This window comes from Coleofasciculus sp. (assembly GCF_046565525.1).
Taxonomy (GTDB): Bacteria; Cyanobacteriota; Cyanobacteriia; order Cyanobacteriales; family Coleofasciculaceae; genus Coleofasciculus.
In genome coordinates this window covers 1-13046 of record NZ_JBKHUP010000157.1, presented here as the reverse complement: position 1 = coordinate 13046, position 13046 = coordinate 1, and the positions used below count along the sequence as shown (strand labels likewise).

The following is a 13046-nucleotide window of genomic DNA, read 5'->3' as shown; positions in this document are numbered from 1 at the left end:
GCTTCCCCTGCTTCCCCTGCTTCCCCTGCTTCCCCTGCTTCCCCTGCTTTTCCTATCTACTATGTTTGAGCGCAACTAGGTATTAGTCCGCCTACGCGGACTTTGTTTCGTTTGGTTCCGCAATTTACAATCGCCAGAGCTTAAGTTAACTTAAGAAAACATCTCATCAATCAAATCTTGATACTGTTCCCTAACCAGATGGCGCTTAATTTTAAGCGTCTGAGTCAACATACCATTCTCTTGAGAAAAGGGTTCTGAAATTAGGCGAAATACACCAATGCGGTCATTCGGATTATAACCCGGACGGTTTTTCACGTTTCGATTGAGTTCTTGGCGGAACAATTCCTGAACAGGTTTGCTATTTAAATCAATTGTTTCCTCCCCAGAAGCAGATTCCTCATCGGGAAGTTGCAGGTGATACTGATTTTCAGCCGCCCACGATTGTAAGTTATCGAAATTCGGTACAATTAAAGCGCCAAGCGATCGCTGATCTTGACCCACCACCACCATCTGATCAATATAACGACTCCGCATACAGGCATTTTCTATCGGTTTCGGTTCCACATTCTCACCGTTACTCAAGACAATTGTATCCTTTGCCCGTCCGGTCAAAACTAAGTCTTCTTGAACCGTTAACCAGCCTAAATCTTCAGTATTAAACCACCCTTCAGCGTCAATCACTTTATCAGTGGCTTCTGGGTTATGATAATAACCCTGCATGATTTGAGATCCCCTCGCCCAAACTAACCCTTTTTCTCCTTGGGGAAGGGTTTCTTTGGTGTCTGGATCAACAATACGAATTTCTGTCTCTAGAATCGGTTTACCCGCAGAACCCCGGAGATTATGCCAAGAACGACGGGCGGTGAGAACGGGCGAGGTTTCGGTTAAACCATACCCTTCGAGTACCTCAATGCCAATTATTTCATAAAAATCATCTAATTTCTGGGAAAGTGCGCCACCCCCACAGATGGTTTGCTTTAAATTTGCACCGATTTGCTCGCGGATTTTCTGATAGATGAATCGGTCAGCTAATGCATGAATTAAAACCAATGTCAAGGCTTGAAGTCTAGCCCAGAGGCGTTGAAATAGAGAGGGCTGCTGCTGTTCTAAACTTAAACCATTGACAAGGCGACGGGCTTTAATATAGCGATCGCTAATCGAGAATAGAGCATTAACCAAGCGCTGTTTTCGGGCAGATTCTTTACTCAACTGCTTTTGCACCGTCTCATAAATCGATTCCAATAAACGCGGAACCGAGACAAAATAGTTAGGGTGTTGAGCATTCAAATCCCGCTTAACATGGCGCAGCGTGGTATAAATCAGGGTACAGCCTTGGGAGAGGGCAAAGTATTCAATGGCGCGTTCATAGACATGCCAAGATGGGAGAATACTCAAGACGCGATCGCCTGCTTCTAGCTGTACAATTGCAGCCAAGCTAGTCACTTGATGCAATAGGTTGCCATGACTTAGCATAACTCCCTTGGGTTTCCCGGTGGTGCCAGAGGTATAAACTAAGGCGGCGAGGGTATCAGGGGTTTGTTCAATCGGTTGAAATGGATGATTTTTTCCCTGTTCCAACACCTGGGAAAAATTGAGAATATTCAACCCTGACTCTGCTTCCGGTTCCTGATCTGATAATAAAATAACCAGTTGAATCGGCAAATCATCCAAATGCTGATGCAGCTTGGTTAAAGTATCCTGATTTTCCACAACTAACGCAGTTGATTCACTATCCCTAAGGATATAGAGAAGTTCCTCTCGTTCCGCTTGAGAACTTCGCACCACATCAACCGCCCCAGTGGTCATAATACCTTGGTCAGCAACAAACCAGCGGGAACTATTTTCAGAAAATAAGGCAACCCGATCCCCAGCCGAGACACCTAATGCTTGTAATCCAGCCGCAAACTGCTGAATTTGCTGCCAAGTATGGGCAAAGGTTAGCTTGACTTCGGGTTTAGCGTAAGGGTTTTGTAAGGCGACAGTATCCCCAAATCGCTGGGCGGCTAACGACCAAACCTCTGGTAATGATGATATTGTCTTGTAATCGGCTTGGTGTTCCAGATTTTGGCGTTCTTGGGGCGTGGGTTTAGAGGCGGTTGCAATAGCTGGGGCATTCATAGGAGTTTTGATTGTGTAGGGGCGGGTTTCACTACTATCGTTTCTTGTGTACCCATAAGTAACTAAACCCGCCCTTTGTTTAAGTTTTGACGTTTGAATCTGTAGGGGCGGGTTTCACTACTATCGTTTCTTGTGTACCCATAAGTAACTAAACCCGCCCCGACTGTTCCAGACCTATGCTACATCTGGAACAGTCCCTCAACATTAAACTGGCGCATTATATCCTCAATTACTTGCCGTCATTCAAAATGCAAATTGTTTTTGTTATTGACAATTTGTATAATTTCAGCAATGTTTAAATCCTTTTAAACAAGGGTTGAGCGCCTCACTAACCCACCTCAGATGTCTGAGATAACTGAAAAATGATAAACACTCAATCACAACCCTACTCATTTTTATCAGAGGATTACTTCTACCTGAAGTCAGGGTTAAGGAGTAGGAGTGCTAATCAGGATTGCCCGAAAAATCTGCCCAAAGGAAGTTTTAACCCTTCGCCTCGCTAGTCGGACAGGGTTTGTCGGGGCGAGTGTCACTATTATTGTTTCTTGCCTCAGCGACTAAACCCGCCCCCACCCAGTGCAAGAATTTTGAATTAACTCCTCCGCACCCAGACGATTGAAAAGCACGTCTGGAACATTGCTCCTCAATACCCGACACCCGACATCTTGGCTCCCCCTGCTCCGGATACTATTTCCCTCCCGTGGACTTTAATAATTTCTCCCGCTTTCAGATAGCGTCTTTCCCAGAAAGTTGATCTATCTTCATGACAGGTGTTCTCCCGCGCCATCCCGGATCAAAATCATCCGGTTAGGCGGACGTTGGATTGGTAGGGGTGTGTAGACCCTGAAAATCACACGCTAGAAAGAGAACATCAGTTCTATTGCCGTTATGACCCAGTATCCTATGCGTCGCACTAAAATTATCTGTACCATTGGACCAGCTACCGCCTCACCCGAACGCCTTGAAGCCTTGATTGAAGCCGGGATGGATGTTGCCCGGTTAAACTTTTCTCACGGTTCCCATGAGTTTCACGGGCAGACGATTCAGCAAATCCGGGAAATTAGCAGCCAACATCACAAGCCTCTAGCCCTACTGCAAGATTTATGCGGACCTAAAATTCGGCTGGGAAAATTGCCTCCCGACGGAATTCAAGTGAACACCGGTGATGAAGTGAGATTTGTGTTAAATGAGGAAGGCAACAATGCTGAAGAGATTCCCTTGCCGATTCCCACCCTGTTTGCTATGGTGCGCGTGGGTGAACCGATTTCCATTAATGATGGTCGAGTCAAGCTGATTGTCACGGGACGGGATGCGGATAGTATTCGCGCCTTGGTGAAAATTGGTGGACTTCTTTCCTCTAAAAAGGGCGTCAACTTACCTGAAACGTATTTACCCGTTACCTCAGTGACTGAAAAAGACATGACCGATTTACGTTTTGGGCTGCAATCGGGTGTTGACTGGGTGGCGGTGTCTTTTGTGCGAAGCGCCAGTGATTTGGAACCGGTGCGGCGGATGATTGAAGCCGCAGGCGCTAAAACCCGTGTGATTGCCAAGATTGAAAAACGGGAAGCGGTGGAAAACTTAGAGGAAATCCTCCATATTGCTGATGGAATTATGATTGCTCGCGGTGACTTGGGGGTAGAGACGCCGTTGGATAAGGTTCCTTTAATCCAAAAAGAGATTACTCGTCGCTGCAATCAAGCCGGTAAACCTGTGATTACAGCCACCCAGATGCTGGAGTCGATGATCAGTGCCCCCGATCCGACTCGGGCTGAAGCCACGGATGTTGCCAACTCAATTTTAGATGGAACGGATGCGGTCATGCTTTCGGGTGAAACCGCTGTAGGACAATATCCCATTGCCGCCGTGCAAATGATGCACGATATTGCCATCCAGACGGAAAAAGTGCTAGTAGAAGGATTGGTACAATCGTCTGAGTTTCCTAGTTGTAGTATTAGCACCACCGAATCCGTAGCCGAAGCGGCTTGTCATATTGCCAGTCAATTAGGTGCACGGGGAATTATGTGCAACACCTCATCCGGGAGTTCCGCCCGACTGGTGTCTAAATATCGCCCCAAAACCCCGATTATTGCTTTTACGCCAGAAGAAAGTACCTATCGTCAGTTGGCATTGTCTTGGGGCGTACAACCTTATCTGATTACCCCTGTACACAACGCCGAACAGATGTTAACTAATGTAGTCAATGCTGCGGTGGAGATGGAGTTAGCTGAGTATGGGGACAAGGTAGTGATTACCTCTGGTGTTCCCATTGGTACGCCGGGAAGCACAAGTTTGATCAAAGTCCACAAGATTGGACAAGCGATCGCGTAGACTGTCATTGGTCATGTAGGGGCGACCCGCACCGCATCAATTCACAACGGTAGTCCACTCAAAAGACCTGGGTCGCCCTCTCCTCAAAGGTTCATTGTTCATGTAGGGGCGACCCCCTTGCATCAATTCACAACGGTAGTCCATTCAAAAGACTTGGGTCGCCCTCTCCTCAAGCCCCCGCGTCAAAAACCGTTTCCTGAAAATAACTAGAGTTGAATAGTTGACTCTGTTTATTTCTGTATCAGACGTTACAGAATATCCAGCCTTCACGAAAATTTCATACAACAACCCCAAAGACGAGAATTTGATGAAGATTCTGCAAAGAAAGTCAGTTAAGCGATCGCTCACCCAGAAGCTTGATTAAGATTTTAGAAGTACCGTCATTACAATTTCTGGTATATAGCTTGACTAAAGTGCCGGAAGCACTGTCTATCTGACCCCAGATGGATGTCGTAAACAAAGCTATCAACTATGCTAGCCCCAACGAACCACATTACCAAGAGCCAGATGATACCTTCTACCACAACACCGACAATATCGGTAATAATCCCTGTCTATAACGGTGGTGAAGCGTTTCGTCGTTGTCTTTCCAGTCTGGCGAAAGCCTCACCCCAGCCATCGGAAGTAATTGTCGTCGCTGACGGCGATACTGACGGCTCGTGGCAGTTAGCTCAAGACTTTGGCGCCAAGGTGATTAGAGTTCCTACCTCTGGCGGACCTGCGAAAGCTCGCAACTTAGGCGCTAAGGCAGCCAGCGGTGATATTCTTTTCTTTGTCGATGCCGATGTCGAAGTTCATGATAACACTATCGGTAAAGTAGCGACCACATTCAGCCAGGAATCTGAACTCGCCGCCTTAATCGGCTCCTACGATGATCAGCCGGGGGCGCCGAATTTCTTGTCCCAATACAAAAATTTATTCCATCATTATACCCATCAAACCGGATCAGAAGAAGCCTCTACTTTCTGGGGCGCTTGTGGTGCAATCCGGCGGGATATTTTCTTAGCAGTTGGCGGCTTTGATCAGAGTTATCGTCTCCCTTGTGTGGAAGATATTGAATTAGGCAATAGGTTGAAACGAAACGGGCACCGGATTGGCTTGCGAAAAACGATCCAAGTCAAGCATTTGAAGTGCTGGAGAACCTACTCCCTGCTCAGAGCCGATATCTTTTATCGAGCAATCCCTTGGACAGCGATCATATTACGCGATCGCGAAATGGTCAATGACTTAAATCTAAACCTTGCCAACCGCATTAGTGTAGTCTTGGTATATACCTTATTAGCGGCTCTAATCGCCGTTTGGTGGTTACCGGCTGCATGGGTTGGCGTCGCTCTGTTGAGTCTAGGGCTGTTGGCAATCAACGCCTCAGTCTATCAATTCTTTCATCAAAAACGCGGCTTCCTATTCGCCCTGCAAACCGTACCCTGGCACTGGCTATACTATTTTTATAGCGGATTAGCCTTTGCGATCGGACTCGTTCGTCACCACTGGCAAACCTCTCAACCCATGATCCAAATCTGGAAAACAGTCCCCTGGGTCAACTTGTTAGCGATTGAACAACGAATTTTTGCGTCAATTTCTCGTGAATTAGTCGGTGCCTCAATTCTGGTTTCTCTAGTAATCGACAACTCATTTTAACCCCCGACTCATCTAAACCCTAAGAAATCCGGAGGAAAATCCTTGACCCATCATCCAGTTGTCATTATTGGAGGCGGTCCGGCCGGCTTGACGGCGGGTTACGAATTAGTCAAGAAGGGAATTAAACCCATTGTCCTCGAAAAAGCCGATAAAGTGGGTGGAATTTCCCGTACAGAGACGTACAAAGACTATCGCTTTGACATTGGCGGTCATCGCTTTTTCACCAAGGTTGGCGAAGTTGATCAGTTTTGGTACGAAATTCTGGAAGACGAATTTATCAAAGTCCCGCGTCTTTCCCGGATTTACTATCAAGGCAAGTTTTACAACTATCCACTCTCTCTGTTTAATACTCTATCAAATCTTGGCATCCTCCAAAGTTTCTTTATTCTGTTGAGTTACTTAAGGGCAAAATTTAGAGCCAGATTCAACCCTGGTCCGGAACCGGAAAGTTTTGAAGAGTGGGTAACAGACCGCTTTGGTCGTCGCCTCTATAGAATCTTCTTTAAAACCTATACAGAGAAAGTGTGGGGAATCCCCTGCACCCAAATTCGCGCCGACTGGGCAGCACAGCGCATTCAAAATATGTCTCTCAAACGAGCGGTAATCAATGCCTTGTTCGGAAGCCAAAATGCCAAAAGCTTAATTAAGGAATTTAAGTACCCGGTTTTAGGTCCGGGAATGATGTGGGAACGTTGTCAGGAAAAGCTAGAGAGTCAAGGCGCTCCCGTGCATCTGAATACAACCGTAACTCGCATCGAACGGGAAGGCACTCGGATTAAGAGCATCACGGCAAAACGAGGGGATGAAACGCTGCAATTCACAGGCGATCATTTCATTTCTAGTATGCCCGTGACTGCGCTGCTGCATCGGCTCGACCCCCTGCCCCCTGACCATGTATTAGCAGCAGCAAAGGGTCTCAAGTATCGAGATTTTCTGATTGTGTCACTGATTGTGAATCAGCCAGAGCTATTTCCCGACAACTGGATTTACATCCATAGCCCAGACTTCAAAGTTGGACGCATTCAAAACTTCAAGAATTGGAGTCCAGCGATGGTGCCTGATCCGAGTAAAACCTGCTTGGGAATGGAATATTTTTGCAGCGAAGGTGATCCGCTTTGGGAATTGTCGGATGTGGAGCTGATTGAGCTAGCCCGTCGTGAGGCGGTTAACCTAAATATAGGTGTTAATGAAGGTGATGTCGAAGACGGAGTAGTTATCCGTCAACATAAAGCCTACCCCGTTTATGACGGCGAATACCGTAAGCATCTTCAAGTCATTCAAGAGTATATCCAGACCTTTGAAAATCTGCAAACGGTGGGTCGGAACGGGATGCACCGATACAACAATCAAGACCACTCCATGCTGACAGCAATGCTGGCAGTCAAAAACATCCTCGGCGAAAATCACGATTTGTGGAATGTTAATGTTGAGCGGTCTTACCACGAGGAGTTTACCAGAGAGGAGTCGCCGAAAAAGCCGCCTCGACAGCTTGTGGCAAAGTAAACACGTTGAGTTTTGAGTGTGTATGGGCGGGTTTCACTACTATTTTTTCGGTTGCACAAAAGATGTGACTAAACCCGCCCCGACGCAGGTTTCTAGACTTCCCGTGAAAAGCCAGGTAGGGTGTAGGGTGTAGGAGTGAGAGGCAGAATGGTCTGTATTCATGCACTATAAACTGCCTATCCCTAAAGAATTCATTGAATAATAAATAACTGCTTTCTCGCCAAGGAAATGGAATATCACTCTCATCCATTTGTGTCCGTCATCATTCCCGTTTATAATGACGCCGAGCGTCTGAAACTCTGTTTAGAGGCTCTGGAAAATCAGACCTATCCAAAAACAGGATATGAAGTGATTGTTGTCGATAATGCATCAGATGAAGCCGCAGACATTAAAGGGGTAGTCGCTCAATTTTGTCAAGCGATCGCGGCTTATGAAAGCACTCCCGGTTCTTATGCGGCTCGAAACAAGGGTATATCTTTGGCGAAAGGATAGGTGATTGCCTTTACCGATGCTGATTGTATTCCAGCATCGGATTGGATTGAGAAAGGTGTAAGTAATTTAAGTATCAGTACGGTGCAGCAGCAAATATTTTTACATCTAGATATGTGCTTGAACGAATAGGACTTTTTGACGAACGATTCAAATCAAATGGGGATGTGGAGTGGGGTAGGCGCGTTTTCTCTCAGGGGTATAAGCCAATTTATGCAGATGACACTCGTGTAGCTCATCCAGCCAGACATTCTTTTCGGCAACTGTATAAAAGAACCATTAGATTGGCTGGTGGACTCTACGCTCTACAGAAAAAGAGTCATGATCAGGGATTAAAATGGCAAGTAAAATTCATGATATTTTTAATCAAAAATTTAATTCCGCCCATTCAATTTTGTGTCAATACATTTTTAGACAAAAGATTAAAAACATTTGATTGTAAAATTAAAGTTTGCCTAGTGATGTTCATCGTCAGGTATCTTAGTGGTTTTGAAATTTTAAGATTGAGTATGGGAGGTGTTGTGGCAAGAGAATAGGAGGTAATAAAAATGAGACATTATTTATACAAAGCAAGATGAGTTAGTCAAAAGCCAAAAAATATTTTATGAAAATTGCGTTCATTGTTGATAAATTCCCCAGTCTTTCACAAACATTTATTTTAAATCAAGTTACGGGTTTACTTGATCGCGGACATGAGGTTGATATTTATGCCAGTGAACGAGGAAGTACATCTAAAGTTCATCCGGCTGTGGAAAACTACCATCTCTGTGATCGCACCTACTATTTGCCCCAAATTCCTGAAAATTTGTTAGGGCGCGTTTTCAAAGGAATTGGATTGCTGCTCGCCAATGGCTATAAAGACCCGGGGTGTTTGTTAAAGGCGTTCAATGTGTTCAAGTACAGACTACTACCTTTCGCCAAATCAAGCCAGAAACCTGGGTCTGAGTCACGTAAAAACCAAGTATCTGGTCTTTTTTGATAACGATGTCATCGTCTCTCCCGGTTGGCTACATCAGTTAGTCCAATGTGCTGAACAAACCAACGCTACAGTCGTTGGACCTTTAATGTGTCAAGAGCAACCCTTGCACGAAATCGTTCACTGTGCTGGCGGGGAATCCCACGTTTGGGTTGATAAAACGGGTAAGCGACGTTTTCGGGAGAAGATGTATTTGCAAGGGAAACGGGTAGAGGATGTGCGCGATCGCTTGCAACGGACACAAACGGAACTGGCAGAGTTTCATTGTGTACTGGTTCGCCGGGACATTTTTGAGAAAATTGGTCTGCTTGATCAGGCGATGCTTAATACCAAGGAACACTTAGATTTCTGTATGAGTGTTGTTCAAGCTGGGGGTACTGTGTACTTCGAGCCTGACTGTATTGTCACCTACGTACCGGGTCCTCCTTTGGATTTAACAGACTTACTACACACCGGAGAGTATGCTTAGGCGTCCGGTGCAGCTTTGCCAATTAATGTGGAGAGACTTAATATAATCCAAGAGGCGTCCGAGGAAAGCTAAGGGAATAAAACCGAGAATCCATAATCCGATGACTTTGAGAACTTTGCGCGTATTCTGATTTTGATAAGCAGCACAGCCGAATAAGAACAAGATCTGTAACCTGAGTTCTGTATCCAGAACACCTAATGTTCCGGAGTTGATGACGATAATCCATAAGAAGGCAATCAAAGTTATCTTTGAAATCGTTTTCATCTAGCCTCCCGGTTACCTGTTGCATGGTTTATGGTTCAGATTTTTGGGGAGATAGTCCCAAACAGCATCTGATTAACGCTATAACTTGATCAGCGATCGCGGTTATCATGACTAGACTCAAATCTAGTGCGATTGACCAACTCTTGGGACTGTCACCGTTGCAGGAATTACCCTGGTGCTTGTCCTTACCTCGAAAGTGAGTAAAAACCAAACGCGATCGCTGTGGGACTATTATGACTTATTGGTGGATTGTCTAAGGATTTGTAATGAGGTGAATCCTCAGGTGCAGCAAGACATTGAGGACGAGTTATTTTTGGATCGGGAATAAGAACAGAGGCGATGCAAGAAGCGTCTGCAAGATGCCAAGATGCTATTTTACTCCTAATAACTGTGCCACAATCGGCAAAACGGCATTGGCGCGATCGCAATCCAATTCCTCCTCCCCTATCCCCGTTGTCTGAACCGAGATTCCCTGTTTCACTCGTTCACCGATTTGTCGTCGTTCAGCCACAGAAAACGTGGCAAAGGTGCGACGTAATAAGGGTAATATCCCCGTAAAGGTTTCCCCAGGAAGCTGAATGATCCAATCATCAATTATCTGCCACAAGGTATAGTCATGCAAGAGTAACAATCCACTCCCCTGCAAAAACCCTTCCATCCAAGCTGCGGCTTGAGGAGGTTCACTAGCTTGAGATAGAGCAAATTCTAACCGACGGGAGGCTTCATTCCCACTAAATACCCCAGAATCCAATAATAATCGACAACTTCGACCCGATACTAACCCATGGAGGTTAGATTGATCCGTCAGTTGCCATAACACCTGTTGCCAGGATTGTTTATACTCAGGATTATTCAAGATTGAAATCCCGTGATTTACTTGTTGGATAAGCTGATCGATATGCCGTGCTGCTTGATCATCTAAAGATGCACAAGCTAAGGGTAAACCCAGACAAATCCGGGTAACCAAGCCATCCACCACTGAGATAATCATCCGAGTATCGGTTTGGCGCACATTTCCATAGCGCAATACCTGCGCCAGGGGGGGTAACGCTTCCATTAATTGGGCGACATCTCGGTTAAGGGTGGCTTCAGTTTGCAGGCGATGCATGACTTCCGCTAAGGTGTCGGGTAAATTTGCTAATAAGACTTTTTCTATTAACTGAGTCAGACTGGGTAACCCTTGAGCCTGTTGTGCCTGATTCCGGGCATAAGCTGTAGCCGCCGTATCAATCGTCGTCCCCCAAATCCCGGCTTCGATGAGTTTAACCGCAAATTCAGGATGCCATTGAACGCGCCACCCTTCTTTAAAGGTTCCTTTTCCCTTGGTTGATCGTCGTATCCCCCAAGGAATACCAAGTAAATCCAGGCGATGGAGAAGATGCGATCGCGCTAAGTCGTTTGTTTTGCGTAAATCCAATTCATACTGTTTTTCGGTGGCATTGGCGGGGAGGCGCAGGCGTTTGATGTGCTGCTGTAAATCCTGTTGTAAGGGAACCATGGGAGTCTCATCAGGAATCTCTCCCAATCGTTCACCCACAATCAGTTGCTCTTGAATTAAACCCATGGGTACATCACTACCAAAGCACAGCACTGTTTGCGTGGCTTCATTGAATTCAGGTAAACCGGGCATTGCGCGATCGCGTAATGCTGCCAAAGATTCTGCTAACCTTACGGCTTCAATAATATGGGCAGATGACGCATCTAAATCTTCCTGACGCAATAACCGCGCCACCTTGATTAACCAACGAATCGCGATCGCTGATTCTTGCCTCACCCGGATGTGACTAAACCCGCCCTGACTCAGGATTGAGTCATCTCCCTCTGCTCCCCCAGCTCCCTCTGCTCCCTCTGCTCCCTCTGCTCCCTCTGCTCCCTCTGCTCCCCCATCTTGATAACAATCCCACAAATGGCTATACCAACCCGGAGATTCAATACCCGCCCCATAGCCACTCTTAAATGCCAGTCGCCCATAGGTCCAAGGTATCCAAGTGGTTTCGACTTTGGTTTTCGCCAATCCTTTGAGCAAAGCATGATCAGCTTTAGCCGAGGGCATATCCACCAAGGCGGGGGCGTGCCATGCGCCACAAACTACGGCGATTCGTTGAAACCCTTCGTTTTGCGCCGCCCGAATCAGTTTCCGCATATAGGCTTCCCGTTGGGCTTCCCTCGGATCATCTCTGGCGGGTATCTCCTGGCGCAGGGCGGTCATTGCTTCTAAAATCGCCTCAAATACGTCCTTACTCTCCTGGCGATGTTCGACTAACTGTTCCCACCAGCGTTCCCCATCGCTATAGCCGGCGATTCTTGCCAAATAACCCAAGGGATCATCGTGAATCTCATCTTCCCCTGCTCCCCCAGCTCCCTCTGCTCCCCCAGCTCCCCCAGCTCCCTCTGCTCCCTCTGCTCCCCCAGCTCCCTCTGCTCCCTCTGCTCCCTCTGCTCCCCCAGCTCCCTCTGCCAACTGATGCACTAAAGGTAAGTCCATAAACCGCACCGGAATCCCTTGAGTTAGGGCATACTCAATCCCTTGCCATTCTGGGGAAAAGACGGCAAAGGGATAATAAACCGCCTGTTGGGGTTGGTCGGGTCGGTACACCAATAACGCCACAGGTGGTTGCATCTGGGGATGGGTAATTAAAGGGAGCATCGAATCCCCATCTGGGGGACCTTCAACCAAGAGGATATCTGGGTTTAAGCTGTGCAGGGTATGACGGAGCGATCGCGCACATCCGGGTCCATGGTGACGTATGCCAAAGATATGGATGGTCATTTCTTAGTCTGATTCCCCTGCATATTGTGTTTTTTTTGTCAAATTCACCACGGATGGTGTTGCCAAAATTATGTCGTTGAGATCGACGTGTAGTATTTGTAGTGTTCTATTCTTAAAAATGCTAGATTGTTGCCATAAGTAGCTTTGGGGGATTTTTTTATTCGATTTATTGAAAAAAGCTAATAAAAAGCCAACATCTCATGATTAATATAACTTCAAGAATCATACTACAGTTCCGACACAACGTCAATATCAGGGTTTCCAGTTGTTTTTTAGTTGTTCACATTCCTTAACCTAAAATGTATCATTTAGTTTAGCTTGATAGATTTAAAACCTTAACCGAAAAAGTAAAAGTTTTACTTATAGCGGATCAAAGGGATGTTCCCTAAGATAGCGTAGGTGATTTTATTTGTGACATACTCCCGACGCTCATGCGGCAAGCATAGAGCGCGGGCTTCTCAGTGACTCCTGGTATCCCATAGGACGTT

11 protein-coding genes and 2 pseudogenes are annotated in these 13046 nt (G+C 46.3%); 9 read left to right on the top strand and 4 right to left on the bottom strand.

From position 1 onward, the window contains the following. Positions 1-150: 150 nt before the first annotated feature. Positions 151-2118 (bottom strand): AMP-dependent synthetase/ligase, encoded by a 1968-nt coding sequence (locus tag ACLGGO_RS32850; RefSeq protein WP_446422466.1) that lies wholly within the window; start codon positions 2116-2118, stop codon positions 151-153. 903 nt (positions 2119-3021) lie between these two features. On the opposite strand from ACLGGO_RS32850, the gene pyk reads away from it, so the two are divergent. The 3 genes from pyk to ACLGGO_RS32835 all read left to right on the top strand — a co-directional run bounded on the left by pyk (position 3022) and on the right by ACLGGO_RS32835 (position 7590). Next, entirely contained in the window at positions 3022-4449 is a 1428-nt protein-coding gene (gene pyk, locus ACLGGO_RS32845; RefSeq protein ID WP_446422467.1) for a pyruvate kinase, read from the top strand. A gap of 471 nt (positions 4450-4920) precedes the next feature. After that, on the top strand, positions 4921-6087 hold the full coding sequence (locus tag ACLGGO_RS32840) for a glycosyltransferase family 2 protein (protein ID WP_446422465.1): 1167 nt from the start codon (positions 4921-4923) through the stop codon (positions 6085-6087). Between the two features lie 42 nt (positions 6088-6129). Beyond that, positions 6130-7590: an NAD(P)/FAD-dependent oxidoreductase gene (locus tag ACLGGO_RS32835; RefSeq protein WP_446422464.1), complete on the top strand. Its 1461-nt coding sequence runs from the start codon at positions 6130-6132 to the stop codon at positions 7588-7590. A gap of 39 nt (positions 7591-7629) precedes the next feature. Here the strand turns inward: ACLGGO_RS32835 and ACLGGO_RS32830 are convergent, their stop codons facing one another. After that, positions 7630-7752, bottom strand: a complete 123-nt coding sequence (locus tag ACLGGO_RS32830) for a hypothetical protein (protein WP_446422463.1) — start codon at positions 7750-7752, stop codon at positions 7630-7632. Between the two features lie 90 nt (positions 7753-7842). Here ACLGGO_RS32830 and ACLGGO_RS32825 point away from each other — a divergent pair, with 90 nt between their 5' ends. The 5 genes and pseudogenes from ACLGGO_RS32825 to ACLGGO_RS32805 form a co-directional block, all read left to right on the top strand. Then, positions 7843-8082, top strand: coding sequence for a glycosyltransferase family A protein (locus tag ACLGGO_RS32825; RefSeq protein WP_446422462.1), 240 nt, complete (start codon positions 7843-7845; stop codon positions 8080-8082). Continuing rightward, positions 8083-8211, top strand: a complete 129-nt coding sequence (locus tag ACLGGO_RS32820) for a hypothetical protein (RefSeq protein WP_446422461.1) — start codon at positions 8083-8085, stop codon at positions 8209-8211. Next, a complete protein-coding gene (locus tag ACLGGO_RS32815; protein WP_446422460.1) occupies positions 8196-8615 on the top strand; it encodes a glycosyltransferase family 2 protein in 420 nt (139 codons plus the stop codon). The genes ACLGGO_RS32820 and ACLGGO_RS32815 overlap by 16 nt, the downstream gene beginning before the upstream one ends. Before the next feature lie 68 nt (positions 8616-8683). Then, a pseudogene (locus tag ACLGGO_RS32810) lies at positions 8684-8980 on the top strand (colanic acid biosynthesis glycosyltransferase WcaL); the annotation flags it as partial. Then, positions 8979-9500 (top strand): annotated as a pseudogene (locus ACLGGO_RS32805) (glycosyltransferase family 2 protein); the annotation flags it as partial. The pseudogenes ACLGGO_RS32810 and ACLGGO_RS32805, both read left to right, overlap by 2 nt. Here ACLGGO_RS32805 and ACLGGO_RS32800 read toward each other — a convergent pair. Continuing rightward, the gene (locus ACLGGO_RS32800) at positions 9501-9788 is read right to left on the bottom strand and encodes a hypothetical protein (protein WP_446339617.1); all 288 of its coding nucleotides are present in this window, start codon (positions 9786-9788) and stop codon (positions 9501-9503) included. Positions 9789-9984: 196 nt separating this feature from the next. On the opposite strand from ACLGGO_RS32800, the gene ACLGGO_RS32795 reads away from it, so the two are divergent. Continuing rightward, entirely contained in the window at positions 9985-10116 is a 132-nt protein-coding gene (locus tag ACLGGO_RS32795) for an NACHT C-terminal helical domain 2-containing protein (RefSeq protein WP_446339616.1), read from the top strand. 42 nt (positions 10117-10158) lie between these two features. Here ACLGGO_RS32795 and ACLGGO_RS32790 read toward each other — a convergent pair whose 3' ends face one another. Then, positions 10159-12558: a DUF5682 family protein gene (locus tag ACLGGO_RS32790; protein WP_446422459.1), complete on the bottom strand. Its 2400-nt coding sequence runs from the start codon at positions 12556-12558 to the stop codon at positions 10159-10161. Between the last annotated feature and the right edge of the window lie 488 nt (positions 12559-13046).